The 21646-nt window shown below is 72.7% G+C and carries 23 protein-coding genes; 11 read left to right on the top strand and 12 right to left on the bottom strand.

Going from position 1 to position 21646, the window contains the following annotated elements; all coding sequences use genetic code 11:
• Positions 1 to 11: 11 nt before the first annotated feature.
• The 4 genes from PSD17_RS01060 to PSD17_RS01075 form a co-directional block, all read right to left on the bottom strand.
• Positions 12 to 770 carry a 2-keto-4-pentenoate hydratase gene (locus tag PSD17_RS01060; protein ID WP_339120997.1) on the bottom strand — a complete coding sequence of 253 codons (759 nt, stop codon included), beginning with the start codon at positions 768 to 770 and terminating at the stop codon, positions 12 to 14.
• Positions 767 to 1570, bottom strand: a complete 804-nt coding sequence (locus PSD17_RS01065) for a 2-keto-4-pentenoate hydratase (RefSeq protein ID WP_339120998.1) — start codon at positions 1568 to 1570, stop codon at positions 767 to 769. Before PSD17_RS01065 ends, PSD17_RS01060 begins: the two co-directional genes overlap by 4 nt.
• An 88-nt stretch (positions 1571 to 1658) precedes the next feature.
• Positions 1659 to 2453 (bottom strand): IclR family transcriptional regulator, encoded by a 795-nt coding sequence (locus tag PSD17_RS01070; protein WP_013674652.1) that lies wholly within the window; start codon positions 2451 to 2453, stop codon positions 1659 to 1661.
• Complete coding sequence (locus tag PSD17_RS01075) at positions 2450 to 3163, bottom strand: hypothetical protein (protein WP_103380602.1); 714 nt, start codon at positions 3161 to 3163, stop codon at positions 2450 to 2452. The genes PSD17_RS01070 and PSD17_RS01075 overlap by 4 nt, the downstream gene beginning before the upstream one ends.
• Before the next feature lie 117 nt (positions 3164 to 3280).
• Between PSD17_RS01075 and PSD17_RS01080 the strand changes: the two genes are divergently transcribed.
• The 4 genes from PSD17_RS01080 to PSD17_RS01095 all read left to right on the top strand — a co-directional run bounded on the left by PSD17_RS01080 (position 3281) and on the right by PSD17_RS01095 (position 7100).
• Positions 3281 to 4195: a catechol 2,3-dioxygenase gene (locus tag PSD17_RS01080; RefSeq protein ID WP_339120999.1), complete on the top strand. Its 915-nt coding sequence runs from the start codon at positions 3281 to 3283 to the stop codon at positions 4193 to 4195.
• Between the two features lie 70 nt (positions 4196 to 4265).
• A complete protein-coding gene (locus tag PSD17_RS01085) occupies positions 4266 to 5195 on the top strand; it encodes a catechol 2,3-dioxygenase (RefSeq protein WP_013674655.1) in 930 nt (309 codons plus the stop codon).
• Positions 5192 to 6247, top strand: coding sequence for a histidine phosphatase family protein (locus tag PSD17_RS01090; protein WP_339121000.1), 1056 nt, complete (start codon positions 5192 to 5194; stop codon positions 6245 to 6247). The genes PSD17_RS01085 and PSD17_RS01090 overlap by 4 nt, the downstream gene beginning before the upstream one ends.
• Before the next feature lie 4 nt (positions 6248 to 6251).
• Positions 6252 to 7100: an IclR family transcriptional regulator gene (locus PSD17_RS01095; RefSeq protein WP_013674657.1), complete on the top strand. Its 849-nt coding sequence runs from the start codon at positions 6252 to 6254 to the stop codon at positions 7098 to 7100.
• 54 nt (positions 7101 to 7154) lie between these two features.
• Here PSD17_RS01095 and PSD17_RS01100 read toward each other — a convergent pair whose 3' ends face one another.
• Entirely contained in the window at positions 7155 to 7628 is a 474-nt protein-coding gene (locus tag PSD17_RS01100; RefSeq protein WP_013674658.1) for a nitroreductase/quinone reductase family protein, read from the bottom strand.
• A gap of 61 nt (positions 7629 to 7689) precedes the next feature.
• Between PSD17_RS01100 and PSD17_RS01105 the strand changes: the two genes are divergently transcribed.
• The gene (locus PSD17_RS01105; protein ID WP_103380605.1) at positions 7690 to 8313 is read left to right on the top strand and encodes a TetR/AcrR family transcriptional regulator; all 624 of its coding nucleotides are present in this window, start codon (positions 7690 to 7692) and stop codon (positions 8311 to 8313) included.
• 40 nt (positions 8314 to 8353) lie between these two features.
• Here the strand turns inward: PSD17_RS01105 and PSD17_RS01110 are convergent, their stop codons facing one another.
• Positions 8354 to 9511 carry a cobalamin-independent methionine synthase II family protein gene (locus PSD17_RS01110; protein ID WP_013674660.1) on the bottom strand — a complete coding sequence of 386 codons (1158 nt, stop codon included), beginning with the start codon at positions 9509 to 9511 and terminating at the stop codon, positions 8354 to 8356.
• An 80-nt stretch (positions 9512 to 9591) separates the two neighbouring features.
• Between PSD17_RS01110 and PSD17_RS01115 the strand changes: the two genes are divergently transcribed.
• Positions 9592 to 10203 carry a TetR/AcrR family transcriptional regulator gene (locus tag PSD17_RS01115; protein ID WP_013674661.1) on the top strand — a complete coding sequence of 204 codons (612 nt, stop codon included), beginning with the start codon at positions 9592 to 9594 and terminating at the stop codon, positions 10201 to 10203.
• Between the two features lie 40 nt (positions 10204 to 10243).
• Here the strand turns inward: PSD17_RS01115 and PSD17_RS01120 are convergent, their stop codons facing one another.
• From PSD17_RS01120 to PSD17_RS01130, 3 genes are read right to left on the bottom strand one after another with little or no spacing between them, the layout of a single operon-like run.
• The gene (locus tag PSD17_RS01120) at positions 10244 to 11452 is read right to left on the bottom strand and encodes a cytochrome P450 (protein ID WP_013674662.1); all 1209 of its coding nucleotides are present in this window, start codon (positions 11450 to 11452) and stop codon (positions 10244 to 10246) included.
• Positions 11449 to 12579: a thiolase family protein gene (locus tag PSD17_RS01125; protein WP_013674663.1), complete on the bottom strand. Its 1131-nt coding sequence runs from the start codon at positions 12577 to 12579 to the stop codon at positions 11449 to 11451. Before PSD17_RS01125 ends, PSD17_RS01120 begins: the two co-directional genes overlap by 4 nt.
• A complete protein-coding gene (locus tag PSD17_RS01130) occupies positions 12576 to 12944 on the bottom strand; it encodes a Zn-ribbon domain-containing OB-fold protein (protein WP_041759598.1) in 369 nt (122 codons plus the stop codon). Before PSD17_RS01130 ends, PSD17_RS01125 begins: the two co-directional genes overlap by 4 nt.
• 235 nt (positions 12945 to 13179) lie before the next feature.
• Here PSD17_RS01130 and PSD17_RS01135 point away from each other — a divergent pair, with 235 nt between their 5' ends.
• From PSD17_RS01135 to PSD17_RS01150, 4 genes are read left to right on the top strand one after another with little or no spacing between them, the layout of a single operon-like run.
• Positions 13180 to 14289 (top strand): LLM class flavin-dependent oxidoreductase, encoded by a 1110-nt coding sequence (locus PSD17_RS01135; RefSeq protein ID WP_013674665.1) that lies wholly within the window; start codon positions 13180 to 13182, stop codon positions 14287 to 14289.
• On the top strand, positions 14289 to 15122 hold the full coding sequence (locus PSD17_RS01140; protein ID WP_013674666.1) for an SDR family NAD(P)-dependent oxidoreductase: 834 nt from the start codon (positions 14289 to 14291) through the stop codon (positions 15120 to 15122). The genes PSD17_RS01135 and PSD17_RS01140 overlap by 1 nt, the downstream gene beginning before the upstream one ends.
• Positions 15123 to 15125: 3 nt before the next feature.
• Complete coding sequence (locus PSD17_RS01145) at positions 15126 to 16667, top strand: class I adenylate-forming enzyme family protein (protein ID WP_013674667.1); 1542 nt, start codon at positions 15126 to 15128, stop codon at positions 16665 to 16667.
• An 8-nt stretch (positions 16668 to 16675) separates the two neighbouring features.
• Positions 16676 to 18037, top strand: a complete 1362-nt coding sequence (locus tag PSD17_RS01150; protein ID WP_339121001.1) for a phenylacetate--CoA ligase family protein — start codon at positions 16676 to 16678, stop codon at positions 18035 to 18037.
• Between the two features lie 21 nt (positions 18038 to 18058).
• Here the strand turns inward: PSD17_RS01150 and PSD17_RS01155 are convergent, their stop codons facing one another.
• Positions 18059 to 19294 carry a dipeptidase gene (locus tag PSD17_RS01155; protein ID WP_013674669.1) on the bottom strand — a complete coding sequence of 412 codons (1236 nt, stop codon included), beginning with the start codon at positions 19292 to 19294 and terminating at the stop codon, positions 18059 to 18061.
• Positions 19295 to 19543: 249 nt separating this feature from the next.
• Here PSD17_RS01155 and PSD17_RS01160 point away from each other — a divergent pair, with 249 nt between their 5' ends.
• Positions 19544 to 19765 carry a hypothetical protein gene (locus tag PSD17_RS01160; protein ID WP_339121002.1) on the top strand — a complete coding sequence of 74 codons (222 nt, stop codon included), beginning with the start codon at positions 19544 to 19546 and terminating at the stop codon, positions 19763 to 19765.
• A 125-nt stretch (positions 19766 to 19890) separates the two neighbouring features.
• On the opposite strand, the gene PSD17_RS01165 is transcribed toward PSD17_RS01160, so the two are convergent.
• Both PSD17_RS01165 and PSD17_RS01170 read right to left on the bottom strand, forming a co-directional pair.
• Positions 19891 to 20604, bottom strand: coding sequence for a type 1 glutamine amidotransferase (locus PSD17_RS01165; protein ID WP_339121003.1), 714 nt, complete (start codon positions 20602 to 20604; stop codon positions 19891 to 19893).
• A complete protein-coding gene (locus PSD17_RS01170; protein WP_103380612.1) occupies positions 20597 to 21646 on the bottom strand; it encodes a carbon-nitrogen hydrolase family protein in 1050 nt (349 codons plus the stop codon). Before PSD17_RS01170 ends, PSD17_RS01165 begins: the two co-directional genes overlap by 8 nt.

A 21646-nucleotide genomic window follows, 5' to 3' on the forward strand; every position in this document is an offset into this window, starting at 1 on the left:
TCCCAGAGGGCTCAGCGGCAGCCGAGCTCGAGCGTGCCGATCCGGTCGATCGACGCGACGACCACGTCGCCCGGCGCGACGGGCACGGCGGCGGTGAGACCGCCGGAGAGCACGACGTCGCCCGCGCGCAGGCCCTCGCCGTCGGCGGCCATCCGGCGCACCATCCAGGCCACCGCGGCGGCGGGGTGCCCGAGTGACGCGGCGCCCGAGGCCGTCGCGACGACCTCGCCGTTGTGCTCCAGCACCACCCCGACGACGCGCAGGTCGATCCCGGTGAGCGGCACCGGCGTGCCGACGACGAACCGGGCGGCGGAGGTGTTGTCGGCGACGACGTCGGCCATGGTGAACCGGTAGTCGCGGTACCGGGAGTCGAGCACCTCGATGCCGACGGCCACCCCGGACGACGCGGCGACGACGTCGGCGGCGGTGACGTGCGGCCCCGCCAGGTCGCGGCCGAGGACGAAGGCGATCTCTGGCTCGCAGCGCGGCTGGATGAGCTGTGCGGTGTCGAGGGGCTCGCCGACGTCGAGCGCGCCCGAGCCGGGCAGGAACCCGTAGACCGGCGCCGAGACCCCGACCTGTGCCTGCTTGGCCCGGGAGGTCACGCCGAGCTTCCATCCGACGAGCGGGCCGGCCGACTCGCGCAGCACGCGCTGGACGGCGTAGCCGGCGTCGAGGTCGAGGTCGGGGAACTCGCCGCTCAGCGGCTCGATGGCGGTGCGCCCGGCGACGGCCTTCTGCAGCCGCGCCGCGAGCTCTGCGGTGTTCACGCTGTCGCCTCCCGTGGGTGGCCGACGCGGGCGGTCACCGCGCCGAGCCGGTCGAAGTCGGCGCGGAACACGTCGCCGGGCTGCATGGGGACCGCGGCGTGCAGCGCGCCCGTCATGACGATGTGGCCCGGCTCGAGTGCGACGCCCTTGCGCCCCAGCACGTTCGCGAGCCAGGCGACGACGGCGACCGGGTCGCCGAGTGCCGCGGCGCCCGCCCCGGTGTCGACGAGCTCGCCGTTGCGGGTGAGCGTCATCCCGATGAGCCGGGTGTCGACCCCCTCGATCGGCACGATCCGCGACGACGTCACCACGGCCCCGCACGAGGCGAGGTCGGCGACGGTGTCGGCGAGCTTGATGCGCCAGTCGGCGATGCGGGAGTCGACGATCTCGAAGCCGGCGACGGCCCCGGCGACGGCGCGGCGCGCGGCCGTGACGGTCACGCCCGGCCCGGCGAGCCGCTCACCCATGACGAAGACGATCTCCGCCTCGGCCTTGGGTGCGATGAACGCGTCGGGCGGGATGACCTCACCGTCGGCGAAGACGGTCGAGCCGAGCACCGGGGAGTGGTCCGGCGAGTCGACCCCGATCATGCGCTGCATGGGCTTGGACGTCAGCCCGACCTTGTGCCCGACGATCGTGTCGCCGTCGGCGAGCAGCAGCGGGACGAGCTCCTGCTGGATGGCGTAGCCGTCGTCCATCCCGAGGTCGGGCTCGGCGTCGGTGAACGGCGGGATCGGCACACGGGTGCGCCGGGCCTCGTAGAGCGCCCTGGCCTTGGCCGGCGCGTCCGTGACGGGCATGGTCCTCCTCGCACTCCCTCCCCGGGCCCGCAGCCCGGGGTACCGATCGTCGTGGGCCGGGTTCGCGGTGTCAGCCCGGCCGTTCCACTCAGCGGACCTGCGCGGCGGGCCGGCGTTCGGCCGTCGGAACCCAGCCGAGCCGGCGCGACACCGCCTCGCCCGCCTCGACGAGCAGCCGCGCGTAGCGGCGCCGTACCGCCGCGCCCAGCCGGGCCGACGGTGCCCCGATGCTGATCGCGGCCACGACCTCGTCGTGCACGTCGCGGATCGGCGCGGCGACCGAGGCGACCCCGATCTCCCGTTCGTCGACCGACCGGGCCCAGCCCTGCGCCCGGATGCTCGCGAGCTCGGCGCGCAGCGCGCCGGCGTCGGTGACGGTGTTCGGCGTGAAGCCCGGCAGGCCCGCCGCGAGCACCCGGTCGAGCGCGCTGTCGGGCAGGTGCGCGAGCAGGACCTTGCCCGAGCTCGTGGCATGTGCCGGGACGCGGCGTCCCGTCTCGGTGAACAGCCGCAGCGAGTAGGCGCTCTCCAGCCGGTCGACGTAGACGACCTCGGCGCCGTCGAGCACCCCGACCTGCGACGACTCGCCGGTCTCCTCGCGCAGCCTGACGAGCACCGGCCCGGCCGCGGCGTGCAGGTCCAGGTGCACCTTGACGGCCTCGCCGAGCTCGTAGACGACGATCCCGAGCCGGTAGCCGCCCGTGCGGGGGTTCTGCTCGACGAGCCCCTCGGCGGCGAGCGTGGTGAGCAGCCGGTGCACCGCGGACTTGCCGAGCCCGAGCCGGCGGGCGAGCTCGGAGACCCCGATCGACTCCTCCCGGGTGAGGAACGCCTTGAGCAGCCGGGCGGCGTTGGTGACCGTGGACAGCGGCGCGTCGGTCACGTGGTGGCCTCCGCGCCGGGCGGGCGGGGCGTCCAGTCGCGACGGCCGCCGACCGCCGTGACCAGGGCGCGCCTGATCGAGTCCGGGTCCAGGCCGTCGGCCGCGGCGGCGACCTCGGCGTTGTGCGGCGAGATCGCCTTGGCGAGCAACGCCTGTGCGTGCGGCAGGCCGGCGCTCGCGGCGCCCGCGAGCTCGTCCACGAGGTGCTCGCGGCCGCGGACCCGGCTGCGGATCGTCTCGAAGTCGCGGGCCGCGGCCGAGTGCCCGCTCGCCAGCCCGGACCCGACGTGCGCGGCGTGGTGCGGCGTCAGTCCCGACCCGGGCTGCGCGACGACGTGGTAGACGACCGTGCCCACGCCGAGCGCGGACCGGACGCCGTCGTAGGCCGGGCCGTCGGCCTCCTCCAGTAGCCCGAGTGCCGGAACGACGACGGGGTCGTAGAAGCGCACCGTCCAGTCGAGCCCCGGCAACGTGCCGGCCACCTCGACCTCCTGGCCGCGCAGCGGGCCCAGCCCCTCGCGGGTGGCCAGCAGGTGCAGGTTGCGCGCGCCGACGGCGGCGACGGTGATCGGGGGCCCGGCGGCCAGCAACGGCATCGCGCCCCGGACCGCGGGCGGGAACGTGTCGGCCTGGGCCAGGTACGCACGGTGCAGCGCCGCCACGTACTCGGCGACCGCGGCGCGCATGTTCTCCGGACGGCTTCCCGTCATGACCTCACTCCGGGGACGACGTTCCGATTTACGGAACGACAAGGCTGTTCTCCGGAACGCTAGGACGGCTACCGTCGACCCGTCAAGACGCCCCGGCCACTCGAGGGAGCTCGCGCAGTGGGGATCCTGAGACTCGCGCACGTCGACGTCCGCACGCCGGACCTCGACCTGTCCGCCGCCTACTACTCCGAGGTCATGGGTCTGCAGCAGGTGCTGCGCACCGACGACACCGCGTACTTCAAGTGCTGGGACGAGGAGGACCACCACTCGCTGCGGATGCGCTACCACCCGCGCACCGGGCTGGACTCCTTCACGTTCCGCGTCGAGGCCGAGGACGACCTGCACGACTTCGAGAAGCGCGCCGAGGCGTACGGGTGCCCGACGACGCGGGTCAGCCGCGGCGAGGCCGTCGGCCAGGGGGAGTCGCTGCGCTTCGAGGTCCCGTCGGGCCAGGTCATGGAGCTGGTCTGGGATCTGGAGAAGACGGGCGGCCTGCTGGGCAAGCACAACCCGGCACCGGTGCCGCCGCCCGACCTGCCCGGCATCGCGCCGCCGCGCATCGACCACCTGCTCGTCAACGCCGAGGAGGTCGCCGAGGCGGCCACGTTCTTCACCGAGGTGCTGGGGCTGCGCATCACCGAGCAGGTCCTCGACGGCAACGGCCACCAGCTCGGGGTGTGGCTCGCCGGCCGGACGAACTCGCCGCACGACATCGCGATCGTCAACGGCCCCAACGGCGCGCTGCACCACTGGGCCTACTGGCTCGACGACTGGGACCAGATCCGCAAGGCCGCGGACACGCTGGCCTACAACGGGGTGCAGATCGACCAGGGACCGACGCGCCACGGTGTCACCCGCGGCAACACGATCTACTTCTTCGACCCGCTCGGGATCCGCAACGAGGTCTTCACCGGTGGCTACTGGGTCGATCCGGACAGCGAGATCATCACCTGGACCGAGCACGAGTTCGGCAAGGGCCTCTTCTACTACGAGAACGTCGTCAGCCAGCGCTTCCTGCGCATGCACACCTAGTTGACCCGCCCCGCCGGTTCCGCAGGCCCCACCGGCTTGCATCCCTCTCCCGGGCGAAGGAGCTCACCACATGCCCGACCGAATCCTGAGGCTGCAGCACGTCGAGGTCCGCGTGCCCGATCTCGAGCTCTGCGCCGCCTACTACACCGAGGTCCTCGGCCTGATCGAGACCGCGCGCGACGTCCGCGACGGCGCCGAACGCGTCTTCCTCAAGTGCTGGGACGAGCAGGAGCACCACTCCGTCGTCCTGCGCCAGGCGCCGACCTACGGCCTCGACCACATGTCGTTCAAGGTCGCCGAGGCCGCCGACCTCGACCATTTCACGACGAAGCTGGAGACCGCGGGCGTCGCGGTGAAGCGCTACGCCGCCCGCGAGCTGGGCCCGGGCTGGGGCGAGGCGATCCGCTTCGACGCCCCGTCGGGGCACCTCGTCGAGCTGGTGCACGGGATGGAGCGCGTCGGCAACATGTTGCCGATGACCAACCCACCGCCCCGGCCCCAGGACCTCGTCGGCATCGCGCCGCCGCGGCTGGACCACGTGTTCGTGATGGCCGAGGACGTGGAGGCGTTCACCGCGTTCTTCACGGGGCTGCTGGAGTTCCGGCTGACCGAGCAGATCCTCGCCAACGACGGCCACCAGCTGGCGACGTTCCTCGAGCGCAGCCACACCCCGCACGACGTCGCCGTCATCACCGGCCCGAACGGCGGCCTGCACCACTTCGCGTTCTGGATGGACGACTGGAACGGCATCCGGGAGGCGGCGGACACGCTGGCCTACCACGGGGTGCAGATCGACGTCGCGCCCACGCGCCACGGCGTCACCCGCGGCTACACGACGTACTTCTTCGACCCCGTCGGCAACCGAAACGAGCTGTTCACCGGCGGCTACTGGGTCGACCCGGACTTCGAGCCGATCACGTGGACCGAGGAGGAGATGGGGCGCGCGATCTTCTACTACCACCGCGAGGTCAACGAGCGCTTCTTCACGGTGCACTCGTGACCGGCCCCCGCAAGCTCGACCGGTACGAGGCGCCCAACTACCTCTCCCGCTACCGGGAACGCCGGGGGGCCCCGGCCGGGAGCGACGAGAACAACGGGACCGTCACGACGGACTCCACCCCGCTCTACCTGCGCCGCTTCCGGGAGCGCACGGCCGCCGCAGGCGCCACCACCACGGACGCCGCCCCGGCCCCGTCGCCGACCGTCGAGTTCGAGGGCGCGAGGTTCACCCCCGCGCTGGCCGAGGCCACCCGCGGCAAGGAGATCGCCGCGCCGGTGGAACGCCGGTCGTCGGAGCGGATCGTCTGCGAGATCTCGATCATCCGGCACGGCATCACGCAGGGGTACTCGACCGACGCGGGCCTCACGCCGATGGGCGGCTGGCAGGCGCACCGCCGCGGGCACGAGCTGTCGCGGCGCTGGGACTCCGGCGACAAGGTGCGGCTGGTGTGCGCGGCGACGAACCGGGCCCGGCAGACCGCCGAGCAGATCTACCGCGGTGCGACCGACGGGCTGCAGATGTGGGGCCACGACGTCGAGCTCTCCGAGCCCGAGGCGATCCCCGAGCTGCGCAACTTCGGCGTCTGGACCCCCGACGGGCTGCGGGACGTGACCTCGGCGTTCCGGCAGTACCAGGCGACGATGGAGAAGCTGGAGCGGATGGCGGTCGGCGACCGGCCGCGCTGGCTCGTGGAGATCGACCGCTTCTACCGGACGCAGCTGGGCGGCGCCGACCCGATCCAGATGTGGCTGACCATCCCGATGATGTACTTCGAGCCGCCCGCGCTGTGCGTGCGCCGGTTCTGGCGGGGCTTCCACCGGCTGATGGCCGAGAGCCCCGGGCACCGGCGGATCGTCGCCGCGACGCACTCCGGGCCGATGCGCGCGTTCGCGACCTGGGCGCACGGCTACGACCCGGGCGAGCCGCTGAACACCGAGGAGATCCGGGTCAAGCTGCGCGAGGGTGGCCGGACGGCGTTCGTGTCCTACCGCAACCGCGTCACCGAGGTGCACGTCCCGCCTGCCGACGAGTTCCCCGCCTGGGAGGAGTGAGCCGATGACCGTGCTCGACGGATCGCCGGTGACCGATCGGGTGCGGCCGCGGCCTGCCGCCGCGGAGCCCGCCGAGGACACGGACGCGGGGGAGGGACCGCTGCGGTCGGTGGCGATCGCGATGGCGGTGCTCGACTGCTTCGGCGAGGAGCCCGAGCTCGGCGCGACGAAGGTCGCGCAACGGCTGGGCGTCGCGAAGAGCACGGCGTGCCGGATGCTGGCCGCGCTGGCGTCGGGCGGGCTGCTCGAGCGCAGCGGCGCCGGCCGCTACCGGCTGGGACTGCGGCTGTTCGAGATGGGTCAGCTCGCCGTCGACCGGCTGATGCTGCGCGAGGTCGCGCTGCCGGTGCTCGGCGAGCTGCGCGACGTGCTGCGCGAGACCGCGCAGCTCGCCGTGCCGGTCGGGGCCGACGTGCTCTACGTGGACCGGCTGGAGAGCTCCGAGGTCGGCATCATGTTCCACACCGAGCTCTACCGACGGGGGCCGGGGCACTCGTCGAGCGCGGGCAAGGCGATGGCCGCGGTCAACCCGGCGATGGCCCGGGCCATCATGGAACGCGGGTTCGTGCGCCGCACGCCGTTCACGATCGTCGACCCGGTGCGGTACCGGCAGGTGATGCGCCAGGTCCGCGCCGACGGCTACGCGGTCTCGCGCGACGAGCACACGCTGGGCATGTCGTCGATCGCGGCGCCGGTCGTGCTCACCCGCGGCGACCGGCGCGTGGCGGTCGCGGCTATCTCCGTCGTCGGTCGGACGGCGAGCATCCTGGGCACCCGCAAGATGGCCGTCGTGCAGAACGTGCGGCGGGCGGCGGCCGCGGTCTCCGCAGAGCTGGACCGCTCGACCCCGTGAGCGGCGATGGGCGCTGGAACCACAGTCGTTGGAGCCACCACCGCCGCTCACGACTCAGCGGGCACGGTACGGGCGGAGCCGGACGAGCGTGATCCGTCGCCGCACCCCGGCCTGGTACTTGTCGTACATCCCGCCGATCGCGCGGAACCGCTGCCACAGCTCGTCGTGCTCGGCGTCCGGGACCGCCTCGGCCACGACCGCCCGGCGCTCGCCGCGGATCTCGATCTCGGCGTAGGGGCTGTCCTGGAGGTTGAGCCACCACTGGGGCTCGGCGTCGACCCCGCCGTTGGACGCCGCGACCAGCACGTCCTCCCCGTCGCGCAGGTGCAGCAGCGGCACGGTGTACTGCCGGCCGCTGCGGCGGCCGGTGTGGGTGAGCAGCACGACGTCGCCGCCCCGGAAGCGCCACATCGCGCGGCCCCGCACGGCGCGCAGCAGCGCCGTGTGCACCGGTCCGACCCACCGCATGATCGCGGTCGCGCGGCGGTCCTTCGGGGTCATCCGAGCGGTGGGGGTCGCGGTCTCCATGGCTCCTCCTGAATTCGCTGTAGTTGCGACTCTATGAATTGAGTGCTGCTACAGTCAAGGGGTGGCCACGCGTTCCTACAACTCCGCGCTGCGCGACGAGCAGGCGCGTCGCACCCGCGCCGCCGTGCTCGACGCCGCGGCCCGCTGCTTCGAGCGCGACGGGTACGCGGCCACGACGATGAAGGCGATCGCCGCCGAGGCGGGGGTGTCCGCGCAGACCGTCTTCACCCAGGGCGCCAAGGCCGCGTTGCTGCTCGCGGCGGTCGACCGCGGTTTCGTCGGCGACGACGAGGAGGTCCCGCTGCTCGCCCGGGAGGGCTTCCGCCGGTTCATCGAGGAGCGCGACCGGACCCGCAAGCTCGCCATGCTGCGCGAGCTGGCCGTCGGCTACTACCGCGGGGCGCCGGCGATGCTGCGCGTCTTCCGCAACGCCGCCGGTGGCGACGCCGAGCTCGCCGCGGCCTGGGAGGAGTACGAGCGGCGTCGCTACCAGGACATCCGCACGATCACCGAGTCGTTCGTCCCGATGCTGCGCCTCGACGTCGACCGGGCCACCGACATCTACTGGTCGCTCGCCGGCCTGGAGCTCGCGGACAGCCTGATCCGCGTCCGCGGCTGGACCGTCGAGGAGTACGCGGACTGGATGGCCGAGGCGATCGACCGCCTGCTCCTGACACCCCTGTGAGCGGCGATGGTCGCCAGAGCGACCGTCGCCGCTCACGACCTCAGTACATGCGCTCGGTCGCCAGCCGCGCGCCTTCGGCGAGGGCGCGGAACTTCTCCCACACGACCGTCGGGTGGACCTCGGGATGGAACGACGCGCGCGAGGAGAACCCGCAGTCCGCGCCCGCGATGACGTTCTCCTTGCCGACGATGCCCGCGTACAGCTCGATCGTGTCGGCGATCAGCTCCGGGTGCTCGACGTAGTTGCTCGCGTGCCCGAGCAGCCCCGGGATGAGGACCTTGCCCTCCGGGAGCGTCACGTCGCGCCAGATCTTCCACTCGTGCTGGTGGCGCGGGTTGGCGACCTCGAAGGAGTAGGCGCCCGCGTTCACCTTGAGCATGAGCGGCGCGATGTCGCGGAACGCCAGGTCGTGGATGCGCGGTCCGTGGTTGAGCCCGTAGCAGGTGTGCAGCCGGATCTTCTCCTGCGGGATGCCGCGCAGCGCGTGGTTGAGGATCTCGATGTGCTGCTCGGCGTCACGGACGCGCTGCTCGGGCGTCGTCGCGGGGTTCTCCGAGAGGTACTCGATGAGCCACGGGTCGTCGACCTGCAGCAGGAACCCGGCGTCGACGATCGCCAGGTACTCCTCGCGCAACGCCTCGGCCACCGCCGTCAGGTAGTCGCCGTGCGAGGGGTAGTACTCGTTGCGGCCGAACCCGCTGGGGCTGGTCGACGGCAGGAAGGCCTCGGTCACCGGGCCCGCGGCGGCGATCGCGGCGCGCAGGTTCTCGACGTCGGTCCGCAGCTGCGCGTGCCCGTCGTAGCTGACGGGTCCGGTGCAGACCATCGTCGTCATGGGGGAGACCTGGTCCTTGTACTTGCCGAGGTAGTCGGCGTAGTACTCCGGGAAGGCGTCGATCTCCACCTGCCACGACGGCGGCATCAGCTTCTCGCCGGTCCCGGTGTCGAAGCCGGTCAGCCGGTCCTTGACGTAGGTCAGGAAGCTGACCTTGCTCATCTCGCCGTCGGTGACCACGTCGATGCCCGCCGACACCTGCTCGCGGACGACCTCGTCCACGGCGGCGGTGACGCGCTTGGCGTACCCGTCGACGTCGTAGGGCCGGCCGTGCTCCTTCTCGCGCATCGCCTCGAGCAGGTCGCGCGGCCGCGCGAGGCTCCCGACGTGGGTGGTGAGGATCCGGTCGTCGCTGCGCTGCATGGCCCGGACGGTAGGAGCGCGTCATCGGCCCGGCCAGTGCGATGTTCCCCCGCAGGGAACACGGGCCTTAGGCTGCCGATGTGCCACGTCCCAGCCGTTGGTCGGAGATCCTCGTCGCCGCGGGGGAGGAGTTCCGCGAGCGCGGCTACGACACCGCGACGCTGGAGAGCATCGGCGCGCGGGTCGGGATCCTCAAGGGCAGCATCTACAACTACGTCGCCAGCAAGGAGGAGCTGCTGCTGGCGGTCGTCGAGCAGCCGGCCAAGCAGCTGCTCGCCGAGCTGGACCGGCTCAACCACGACTCCGGCAGCAGTGCAGCGGCGCGGCTGCGCGAGCTGATCCGCACCCAGGTCCGCATCTTCAGCGACTGCTACCCGGCTGCGTTCGTCTACCTGCAGCACATCCGGATGAGCGGCGAGCGGTTCGACGAGTTCCGCGCGATGGACGCCCGCTACATGGCCGCCGTCGAGGAGCTGGTCGCCGACGGCGCGCGGTCGGGGGAGTTCTCGTTGGCCGCCGACGCCCGGACGACGGCGCGCGCGATCGTCGGGATGCTCGACTGGATGCAGCACTGGTTCACCCCGCGCGGCGAGCAGGCCGACCGGGAGCTGGCCGACCAGCTGTTCGCGACGGCCCTCGGCGGCCTCGCCGCGGGCGGCGGGATGCACGCCATGGCCCGGGACCTGCCCTGAGGTCGTGAGCGGCGATGGTCGCTGCAGCGACCATCGCCGCTCACAGGGAGCGGAAGGTCACCGGCAGGCGGACGAGGCCACGGGAGAGCAGCACCGGGTGCCACCGCAGCGGCTCGTCGGCCAGAGCCATCCCCTGCAGTCGACGCACCGCAGCCGGGATCGCGACGGACCCCTCCAGCCGGGCCAGCGGCGCGCCCAGGCAGTAGTGCAGTCCGACGCCGAAGCCGAGCTGGCGGCCGGTGGCCCGGCCCGGATCGAAGCGGTCGGGGTCGTCGAACACGGCCGGGTCGCGGTTGGCCGCCGACGGGCACAGGAACACCCGGTCGCCGCGACGCAGCATCCGGCCCCTGACCTCGACGTCGGTGGCCATCAGCCGGGCGATGGTCTTGGCGGGGCCGTCGTAGCGCAGCACCTCCTCGACGAGGCCGTCCGCGGTCGCGGGCACGCCGGGATGGCGCAGCAGGGCGAGCAGACCGTTGCCGATGAGGTTCGTCGTCGTCTCGTGGCCGGCGAACAACAGCAGCACCCCGGTGGACACGACCTCGTCGTGGGTGAGGGTGTCGCCGGCGTCGCGGGCCTGGATCAGGGCGGTCAGCAGGTCGTCGGCGGGCTCGCGCTCGTGGCGGGCGACGAGCTCGGTGAGATAGGCGGTCAGCTCGGCCATGCCGGCCGCGCCCGCGGAGTGTCGCTGCGGGTCGCCCATGCCGCCGAACACCAGCCCGGCGATGGCGTCGGACCAGTCCTTGAAGACGTCGCGGTCCGCGCGCGGGACACCGAGCAGCTCGGCGACGACCGACGCCGTGAGCGGGTAGGCGAAGTCGCCGACGAGGTCGGCGTGGCCGCGGGGCGCGATCTCGGAGAGCAGCTCCTCGACCAGCTCGGCCACCCGCGGGCGCACCCGCTCGACGGCGCGCGGGGTGAACGCGCGCGACAGCAGCTTGCGCAGGCGGGTGTGGTCGGGCGGGTCCTTGAACACCATCCAGTCCTCGAGCACGCCGAACGCCGCGCGCACGGCGGGGTCGGCGTCGTCGCGCTCGAGTCGGGCCCGGCGGTAGGGGGCGATGCGGTCGGAGGAGAACCGCGGGTCGCGCAGCGCGGCGTCGACGTCGTCGTAGCGGGTGAGGAACCACGAGCGGTAGCGCTCGCTCCAGTGCACGGGATCGTGCTCGCGCAACGCCGCGAGCAGCGGATAGGGATTCTCGACGGCACCCGGGCCGAGCAGGTCGGCATCCGGGGGTGCGGTGGTCACGGTGCCTCCAGCACGGCGACCACGCAGGCGTTGCCGTCGAGGGCGCTGACGCCACCGCCCATGGTCTCGACGAGCCCGATCCGCGCGCCGTCGACCTGCCGCCCGCCGGCCTCGCCGCGCAGCTGCCACACGATCTCGGCGAGCTGGGCCAACCCGGTGGCGCCCAACGGGTGCCCGCGCGAGAGGAGTCCGCCCGACGGGTTGACCGGGTGCGCACCGCCGAGTGCGGTCACCCCGGTCTCGGCGGCCTTGCCGCCCTCGCCGGGGGCGACGAGGCCCAGGGCCTCGGTGGTGACGATCTCGCCGATGGTGAACGCGTCGTGCACCTCGACGACGTCGACGTCGGTGGCGGCGTGCAGGCCGGCGGCGGCGAGGGCGTCGGCGGCGGTCTCGGCGACGATGTCGTAGCCCCATACGTGCGGGGAGCGTCGGCCCCAGGGGGCGCCGGAACGCAGCGCGATCCCGCGGACGCCGACCTCGCGCGCGCCGCCGCGCGCCGGTCCGACGACCGCGGCGCCCGCCCCGTCGGAGGTGGGGCAGCACTGCAGCAACGTCAGCGGGTCGGCGATCATCCGCGAGGCCAGCACCTCGTCGACGGTGTAGCGGCCGGAGTACTGGGCGCGTGGGTTGTGCAGGGCGTGCGCGTGGTTCTTCACCGAGACGGCGGCGAGCTGGGCGGGGGTGACGGCGCCGTCGTGCAGGTAGCGGGTGGCGGCCATGGCGTAGAGGGCGGGGAGCGCGAGGCCGGTGGCGCCCTCCGGGTCGGTGTCCTCGGGGGTGATCGCGCCGTCGAACGCGGTGCTCATCTGCTCGATGCCCAGGGCGAGGACGCGGCCGTAGCGGCCGGTGCGGACGGCCTCGCATGCCTCGGCGAACGCGGTGGTGCCGCTGGCGCAGGCGTTCTCGACGGTCACGACGGGGACCCGGGTGATGCCCATGGCCCGCAGGACCCGCTGTGCCACCCCGGCCGGTGCGAACACGGTCCCGACCCAGACGGCGTCGATCGGCCCGGGACCGGCGTCGGCCAGCGCCTCGGACACCGCGGTCCAGGCGAGGGTGACGAGGTCGGTGCCGGGGGCGCGCCCGAAGTGCGAGGTCCCGACCCCGTGCACGGCGATGTCGCTCATCCGATGACCTCCACCTGCGGATCGGGTGCCCCGGCGCGCAGCCGGACCCGCGTGCCGACGGCCGGTGCCGTGTCACCATCTCCATCGACGACGACGTGGGCGAGCACACGGGGGCCGTCGTCGAGGTCGACGTAGGCCAACGCGTACGGGGGTGTGCGGCCGGCGACGGGGATGCGGACGACGGTCGCGCTCCACACCACGCCCTCGGGGCCGAACTCGGCCGCGACGACCGGGCCGCCGCACTCCGGGCACGCGGGCCAGGGGTAGGCGACCGGCTCGGCACACGCCTGACACCGGACTCCGGCGACATGCGGCGCGCCATCGGGCGCGACGACGATGCGCGGGCGTGGATCGACGACGGTCACATCGACATGAAACCAAACCGCGGGTCGGCTATCAATGGCCAGCGGCATCTTCGCCCCTCGGGGCGACACCGCGTCGGAGCACGTTGATCGCGGAGTCTTGACACCCGGCAAGGGCTCGCGACACAGTGACGCGAAGCACCTTCAGCAAACCGGCGTTTGTCAAATTTCGTCGACCGGTGCCGTCGGGTGACCACCCGAAGCCGGACGACCGGAGCCGTCGAAAGGACCCCGACCGATGAAGTTCGGCTTCTTCACCATGCCCGAGCACCCGCCGCGCGAGAACTGGACGCTGTCCTACGACCGCGACATCGCGAACATCGTGGATGCCGAGCGGCTGGGCTTCCACGAGTTCTGGGTGGGCGAGCACCACACCGGCGGGTACGAGAACGTGCCGGTGCCCGAGTACATGATCGCCAAGGCGTCGGCCGTGACGCACCGGATCCGGCTGGGCACCGGTGTCATCAACCTGCCCTACCAGGACCCGTTCATGGTCGCCGAGCGCATGGCGTTCCTCGACCACCTCACCCACGGCCGACTGGAGTACGGCTTCGGCGGCGGCGGGCTGCCGACCGACAAGGAGCTGTTCGGGCTGGAGCCGTCGGAGGCCTCGCCGCGGACCAACGAGGCGCTGGAGATCATCTGGCAGCTGCTGACGTCGGACGACCCGGTCAGCTACGAGGGCCAGTACTGGAAGTACGAGAACCGCCAGCTGCAGGTCGGCCCCTACCAGGACGTCCCGCCCTTCGCGATCGCCGGCCTCACCGGCACCCACAACTACGCCAAGTGCGGCGAGCGCGGCTGGAAGCCCCTGTCCGTGCACTTCGCCCCGATCGACAACGGCACCTACGAGCTCGCGCCCGACCTCAAGGCCATGGGCAAGGCGATGCTCGACGCCGGAGCCGCCGCGGGCATCGACCCGGCCGTCACCCGCGACAACTGGCGCATCGTCCGCGAGGTCTACGTCACCGACGACAAGAACCAGGCGCTCAAGGACATCCGTGAGGGCGTCAAGCTCTCCTACGACTACCTGTTCGGGCTGGGCCTCGGCGCGCTGATGAAGATCGGCGACGGGATGGAGGACGCCGACCTGACCTTCGAGTGGATGGTCGACAACATCCCGTGGATCGTCGGCAGCCCGGAGGAGTGCACCCGCCAGCTCAAGGAGCTGGAGGAGGAGGTCGGCGGCTTCGGCACGCTGCTGATCAACGTCCGCGACTGGGTGACCACCGACAAGTGGAACCGGTCGAACGAGATGTTCGCCCGCTACGTCATGCCGCACTTCACCAAGCGTGAGCGGCTCGACCGGCGCCAGCGGCTCGCGAACCGCGCGCTGGGCATCGACTGATGGAGGCCGGGCTGTCCTCGCCGGTCCCGGAGCTCGACGGCCGGACGGTCGTGGTGACCGGCGGGGGCAGCGGCATCGGCAAAGGCATCGCCGCGGCCCTGCTGGAGAAGGGCGCCAACGTCGTCGTCCTGGAGATCGAGCCCGCCAACATCAAGTCGGCGTCCGAGGAACTCGGCGGCGGCGATCGGATCGCCTGGCACGAGGGCTCGGTGTCGGTCGCGGCCGACGTCGAGGCCGCGTTCGCGCTGGCCGCCGAGCGGTACGGCCAGGTCCACCACCTCGTCAACAACGCCGGGACGGCGTCGTTGTCACTGGTGGAGGACACGACGGAGGAGGACTGGGACCTCATCGTCGACACCCTGCTCAAGGGCACGTTCCTGTGCACGCGGGCGTTCGCCCGGCAGGCGGCCGACGACGGGGAGCCCCGCTCGATCGTCAACATCTCGTCGTTGAACGCGATCGCGGCGACCGACGGCCTCGGCCACTACTGCGCGGCCAAGGCCGGCGTCATGCAGTTCACCCAGACCTGTGCGGGTGAGCTGGGCCGGCGCGGGATCCGGGTCAACGCCATCGGCCCCGGCACGGTGAACACCCCGCTCGGCGCGGGCTTCACCGTCGGGCAGATCGGCAAGGAGTTCCTCGACCGGACGCTCGTCGAGAAGCGGCACCAGGACCCGTCGGACATCGCCGACGTGGCGCTGTTCCTGATGTCGCCCGCGGCGCAGCGGATCACCGGTCACTTCGTCCCGGTCGACGGTGGGCAGCACGTCCGCGGCCTGCACTCGTACTGGGACGTGGCGCTCGAACAGGGCCTGGTCGAGAGGCCGTCCTGAGAGGTGCGCACGACTCTGCGTGAGGAGTTCGACCACGCGCTCCGGCGGTACCGGGCGCGGGTCGCGGTGGAGCACGCCGGCCGGCGATGGACGTACCACGACGTCGACCGCTGGTCGGCGGCCGTCGCCGTGCAGCTCGCCGACCACGGCGTGCGCGCGGGCGACGCCGTCGCACTGCACATGGGCAACTGCGTCGAGTTCCTGGTCGCCGACGTCGCGGTGGCCCGGCTCGGCGCGGTGAAGGTGCCGGTCAACCCGTTGCTGCCACCGTCGACGGTCGAGCACGTGCTGCGCGCGTCGAAGGCCCGCGTGGTCGTCCGGGGTACGAGCCTGCCCACGACGGCCGGCGTACCGTCGCTGGTCGTCGACGACGGGGGAGGGCGGCCCCGCGCGCGCGACGAGGTCCTCGTCCCCTCACCGCCACCCGGACGGCCGCCACCCGGACTGGCCCCGGCGCCGCCCGATCCCGGTATCGGCGCAGGTGACCGGGCCGCGATCTACTTCACCGGCGGCACGACCGGGCTGCCGAAGGGCGTCGTCCACACGCAGGCGTCGGCGGTCGCGGTGCACCGGGCGCAGCTGCTCGAAGCGGAGATCACCGCCGACGACCGGCTGCTGCTCACCACCCCGCTCGCCCACGCCGCCGGGCTGTTCGCCCAGAGTGCGCTGATCCGCGGCGCGACGTCGGTGATCGAGTCCGGCTTCGACGCGTCGTCTGTGCTGCACCAGTTGCGCGACAACGGGATCACCTGGACCTTCCTGGTGCCGACGATGATCTACCGGCTCCTCGACGCCGCCGGCGGATCGGCGGCCCACGTGCTGCGGACCGTCGTCTATGGTGCAGCACCCATCGCGCCGAGCCGCCTCGCCGCCGCGCTGGAGGTGTTCGGGCCGGTGTTCGTGCAGCTCTACGGACAGACCGAGTGCCCGAACTGGGGCACCCGCCTCGCCAAGTCCGACCACGACCCCGCCCGGCCCGACCGCCTCGGCTCGGCCGGGCAGGCCTCGATCGACGCGGACGTGCAGGTCGTGTCCGACGCCGGTGCCCCACTGCCCGCGGGCGAGACCGGGGAGATCTGCCTGCGCTCGCCGTACACGCTGGAGTGCTACCTCGACGACCCCGGGGCCACCGCCGCGAAGTTCCTGCCCGGCGGGTGGATCCGCACCGGCGACGTCGGGTTCCTCGACGACGACGGCTACCTCCACCTGCGCGACCGCACGTCGGACATGGTCATCTCCGGTGGCATGAACGTCTACTGCCGCGAGGTCGAGGACACGCTGGTCAGGCACCCCGCGGTCGCCCGCGTCGCCGTCATCGGCGTGCCGCACGACGACTGGGGCGAGGCCGTGCACGCCGTCGTCGTGCCCGGCCCGGGGTTCGACGCCGCCGCACTGCTGGAATGGGCCCGCGGCGAGCTCGCCGGCTACGCCCGCCCGAAGACCGTCGAGATCGTCGACGCCCTGCCGGAGACCCCGTTCGGCAAGATCGATAAGAAGGTCCTGCGGGCCCCGCACTGGGCGGGCCGGGACCGCGCGATCGGATAGGAGCCCCAGTGTCGCAACCCCGCTCGGTCGCCCCGAGATCGACCTCCACGGACGCCCGCGGCTACCCGCGGTTCTGGGACGAGGAGCGCGAGACCCTCGACCCCGCGAAGCGCGACGCGCTGATCCTCGACCGGATCCACCACCAGCTCGCCTACGCGTGGGCCGAGCTGCCGTTCTACCGGCGGCACTGGCAGGCCCACGGCTTCCACCCCGACCAGGTGCGCTCGCTCGAGGACTTCACGACGAAGGTCCCGGTGATCACGAAGAAGATGCTCGTCGCCGACCAGGCCGAGCATCCGCCGTTCGGCAGCTACGCCCGTGCCCTGCCGCCCGGCGGCATCGCGCGCATCCACGGCTCGTCGGGGACGTCGGGCACGCCGACGATGTACGCGGTCTCGAAGACCGACTGGGAGCGCGCGGGCGAGGTGCACGCGATGGCGCAGTGGTGCGCCGGTGTGCGGCCGGACGACATCGTCCAGGTGGGCTTCCCGTTCGGGCTGTTCTTCGGCGGCTGGGGTGTCGTGCAGGGCGCGGAGCGGATCGGCGCCACGCTCTTCCCGCTCGGCGTCACCGACTCGCAGCGGCACCTCGAGCTCATCGAGCGACTGGGCTCGACGGTGTTCAGCGCGACGCCGTCGTACTGCATCCATCTGTTGTCGGTGGCCGAGAACCTCGGCGTCGACCTGCGCGCCTCGACGGTCCGGCACCTGCTCGTCGGCGGGGAGCCGGGCGGCTCGCTGCCGGGCACCCGCGCGATCATCGAGCAGGGCTGGGACGCCGTCGTCGCCGACGCCGGTTCGACCTCGGAGATGTACCCGTTCCAGACGAGCGTCGGCTGCGAGGCCGGCACGGGCACCCACCTCTACACCGACGAGGTCTACACCGAGGTCGTCGACGGCACCGACCCCAACGTGCCGATCCCGGCCGGCCGGCGCGGCGCTGTCGTCTACACCCACCTCTGGCGGGACTCCCAACCGATGATCCGGTTCGCGCCCGGCGACGAGACGTACCTGGCGACGGACCCCTGCCCGTGCGGGCGCACCTACCCGCGGCTGCCCGAGGGCGTGCTCGGCCGGCTCGACGACATGCTCGTCATCCGGGGCGCCAACGTGTTCCCCAGCGCGGTGGAGACCGCGTTGCGCAGCGTCCCGGAGCTGGGCCCGGAGTTCCGCATCCGGGTCCACAAGCGTGGGGCGCTGGACGAGCTGACCGTCGAGGCCGAGGCGGAGCCCGCCGGCGACGCCCTGCGCGCCCGCACCGAGGAGGCGCTGCTGCGGGTCCTGGGCATCCGGGCAGGCGTCACGCTGCTCGCGCCGGGCACCCTGCCGGAGACGACGTTCAAGGCCCGCCGGGTCGTCGACGAACGCTGAGCGGCACGAAGGCTGCGTCGCTCACGGCCAGAGGGGGGCCGTGGCGACGCACTCGGCCTCGTGCAGCACGCGCAGGACGTTGCGCCCGGTCAAGGCCTCGAGGTCCGGTTGCGACCAGCCGCGGCGGGCGAGCTCGGCGAGCAGCCGCGGGTAGCCGGAGACGTCCTCGAGACCGACGGGCTGGATGTCGACGCCGTCGTAGTCCCCGCCGATCCCGACGTGCTCGACGCCCGCCACCTCGCGCACGTGCTCGACGTGGTCGGCGACCCGGGCCACGGTGACGGGCGGGCGGGGGTTGCGGGCGAGCCAGTCGGCGAACCCGGCGTGGACGGTGCCCTTCGTCGCGGCGCGGTACTCGGCGGCGACGTCGGCGGCCGACTCGCCGGGCCGCGGCGCGCGCGGCCACCACGACAGCGAGTCCGGCACGCCCAGCCGCGCGCGTTCGGCGTCGGCCGCCCGGTCCCAGGCGTCGACCTCGGCGGAGAGGAAGTACGGCACGAACGTCACCTGCACGACGCCGCCGTTGCCGGGGACGCGGGCCAGCACGTCGTCGGCGACGTTGCGCGGATGGTCGCACAGCGCCCGTGCCGACGAGTGGCTGAACAGCACGGGTGCGGTCGCGACGTCGAGCGCGGCGTGCATGGTCGTCGCCGCGACGTGGGAGAGGTCGACGAGGATGCCGAGGCGGGTCATCTCGGCGACGACGGCGCGGCCCGTGTCGTCGAGCCCGCCGACGCCGGGCTCGTCGGTCGCCGAGTCGGCCCAAGGCGTGTTGTCGTTGTGCGTCAACGTCATGTACCGGACACCGAGGCGCGCGAGCGCACGCAGCACGCCCGGGGACGAGGCGATGCTGTGGCCGCCCTCCAGTCCGATCAGGGAGGCGATGCGACCCTCGCGCCACGCCGCGCGGACCATCTCGGCGGTGTAGGCGATCGCGAGCGTCCTGCGGTGCCGTTCGACCATCCGGTACACGGCGTCGATCTGTTCGAGCGTGGCGACGACGGCCTCGGGCTCGGGCAGCGACGAGGGCACGTAGGCCGACCAGAACTGCGCGCCGACACCGCCGGCGCGCAGCCGCGGGAGGTCGGTGTGCAGCTCGGGGCAGGGCCCGTCGAGGCCGTCGACGGCGTAGCCGGTGGTGGCCCGCAGCGCGGACGCGAGGTCGTTGTGCCCGTCGACGACCGGCACGGCGCGCAGCACCGCCGCGACCAGCGCCTCGACGGCTGACCCGGGTGCGCCGGTCGCCACGTCCGTCATCCGCCGTCCCCGGTCCGGTGCCGGCGCCACCGCCGGCTCTCCCGACGACCGTCCCACAGCGGCCGCGCGAGCCGGACACCGACCCGAGTCGCCGCGGCGACCTCGAAGCTGCTCTCCACTTCGCGTGGGCTGGGGCCGCCGCCTGACGCGACGTGGTCGGTCCTGCTCCTGCCCGCGGCGATACTGCTCGCCGTCGCCTCGATCATGGGGTGGCAGCTGTGGCACATCGCGACCACGGTGTCCGTGGGCGTGGACGGAACCGTGGTGATCCGGCGCCCGCTGGGCGAGCTGCGCACCCGCGCCCACGCCGTACGACAGGTGCGCCCTTCGGCTTTCGTGTCGGGGCGGAACACGCCCACCGTCGTCGAGACCCCGGACGGATGGGCCCACCTCGTTCGTGCTCGGACCGAGAAGGAGGCGGTGGTCGCAGCGATCCTCGCGTTCAACCCGAGCCTCCGTATCGAGATCTGATCGAGGGACCCCCGGCCGGGCCGCGGTGCAGACGAAGGGTTCAGGGTGTCGATCGTCGCGAGCTCGGGCTCGGCGGCTACCGACCCGCTCAGGCGCTCGGTCGTGGGCCGGCACGGCCTCCCTCGTCAGCCCACCCCGAAGAACCGGGCATACAGGCGATGTGCAGCGGCGATCGCATCGGGCAGCTGCTTCGCCGTGTCGGCGAGCAGCTCTGCCCGCTCCCCGCCTGCCTCGACGAGCAGCCGAAGCCGCCGGTCGCTGTCCATCCACTGGACGAGTTGCGTCTCGGTCACCTCGGGATGGAACTGCACACCCAGGTGGCCGTCCTGGCGGAACGCCTGGACGCAGCTACCGCGCGCGATGACCGTCGCCGTCCCCGGCGCGGTGATCTCGTCGCCGTGCCACTCGAACCACGTCGCGTCGACGAGGTCGGCCCAGTCATCGGCCGGGTCGTCCGGGGACGCGTCGACGCACGGGGCGATGGGGATCCAGCCGCGCTCGATCGTCGCCGCCTGCTGCACGGTCCCGCCCAGCAGACCCGCGAGGAGCTGGGCGCCGAAGCAGATGCCGAACACCGGGGTGCCCAGCGCCATCGTCTCGCGGACGAACTCCTTCTCCGCCGAGAGCCACGGGACGCTCTCGTCGTAGGCGGCCTCCCGGCTGCCGAGGACGACGAGCGCGCGAAACCGTTGCGGCACACCCAGACCGTCGGTCGACGCGTCGACCAGCTCCCACGACAGGGAGTTGGCGGTCAGCCACTCCCCGAGGTTTCCAGGGCCGGCGTCGTCCTGGTGCTGGATGACGAGGATCGTGTCCCGACTCGATGCGCGGTCAGTCACGGCTCGCCTCGCACTCCTTCGTGTCGACGAACCGCGCTGCTTCCCGTCGCGTCCGGTCGACGGTGACGGAGAAGATGTCGGGCCGGCTGTAGTGGCCGGTCGGGTCGAACGTCAGCCGCTCGCGGCCGACGGCTCGCAGGTCGAGGTCCGCCACGATGACGCCCTCCTCCCCGGTCACGGGCTCGACCAGCCAGGTCCCGTCCGGCGCCGCGATCCCGGAACCGCCGTCGAACGGCATCTCCGACGAGTTCTCGCGCAGCTCACGGAACAATGGGAAGTCCTCCGGGACGTCGTCGAGGGTGAGGATGCCCGACGCCGAGACGGCGAACACGCGGCCCTCCTGCGCGGTGAAGCGGGTGATGTCGGCGTTGATCGAGCTCGCGCCCGGCCACGTCCCGACGTGTACCTGCTCGCCGTCTGCGTAGAGGGCGTGTCGCGCCTGGGGCATCCAGTTCTCCCAGCAGTTCAGCCCGCCGACCCGCGCCGGGCCGACGGCGTGGGTCCGCAGGCCGGCGCCGTCGCCCTGGGCCCAGACGAGGCGCTCGTCGTAGGTCGGGACGAGCTTGCGGTGGTGGCCGACGAGCCCGTCGCCGGGCCTGATTGCCAGGAGCGTGCAGTAGGTCGAACCGCTGGCCGGCCCGCGACCGCGCTCCGTGACGCCGACGAAGAGAGTCAGGCCGAGGTCGGTCGCGAGCGCCTCGAGTTCGCGCTGCTCCGGCCCGCCGACCTCGATCGCGGAGTCGAGGTAGTAGGCATAGCACTCCTTCTGGGCGGCGTCGTCGAAGTTGGCGCCGTGCGTGCGGGTGAGCCAGAACGGATAACCGGACAGGTAGGTCTCGGGGAAGGCGAGCGTCTGAACCCCCGCGGAGGCGGCCACGTGGGCCGCCTCCGCGAGGCGCTTCATGCGCGCACCGACATCGAGCCACCGTCCGCCGAGCTGGGCGGCCGCGACCGTGAGGGTCGATCGCGGGTCCGGGTCCGGGAGGCGGGAGGCGGCCAGGACACGAAGTTCCGGTACTCCCGCGCCGGCGTCGTCGATCAC

This window comes from Pseudonocardia sp. D17, assembly GCF_036984265.1.
Taxonomy (GTDB): domain Bacteria; phylum Actinomycetota; class Actinomycetes; order Mycobacteriales; family Pseudonocardiaceae; genus Pseudonocardia; species Pseudonocardia benzenivorans.

Coding starts and splice junctions, on each gene's coding strand:
- PSD17_RS01100 (WP_013674658.1), bottom strand. CDS start 7,628: ATGGAGACCGCGACCCCCACCGCTCGGATGACCCCGAAGGACCGCCGC.
- PSD17_RS01155 (WP_013674669.1), bottom strand. CDS start 19,294: ATGACGGACGTGGCGACCGGCGCACCCGGGTCAGCCGTCGAGGCGCTG.
- PSD17_RS01125 (WP_013674663.1), bottom strand. CDS start 12,579: ATGAGCGACATCGCCGTGCACGGGGTCGGGACCTCGCACTTCGGGCGC.
- PSD17_RS01085 (WP_013674655.1), top strand. CDS start 4,266: ATGCCCGACCGAATCCTGAGGCTGCAGCACGTCGAGGTCCGCGTGCCC.
- PSD17_RS01065 (WP_339120998.1), bottom strand. CDS start 1,570: ATGCCCGTCACGGACGCGCCGGCCAAGGCCAGGGCGCTCTACGAGGCC.
- PSD17_RS01075 (WP_103380602.1), bottom strand. CDS start 3,163: ATGACGGGAAGCCGTCCGGAGAACATGCGCGCCGCGGTCGCCGAGTAC.
- PSD17_RS01140 (WP_013674666.1), top strand. CDS start 14,289: ATGGAGGCCGGGCTGTCCTCGCCGGTCCCGGAGCTCGACGGCCGGACG.
- PSD17_RS01135 (WP_013674665.1), top strand. CDS start 13,180: ATGAAGTTCGGCTTCTTCACCATGCCCGAGCACCCGCCGCGCGAGAAC.
- PSD17_RS01095 (WP_013674657.1), top strand. CDS start 6,252: ATGACCGTGCTCGACGGATCGCCGGTGACCGATCGGGTGCGGCCGCGG.
- PSD17_RS01110 (WP_013674660.1), bottom strand. CDS start 9,511: ATGCAGCGCAGCGACGACCGGATCCTCACCACCCACGTCGGGAGCCTC.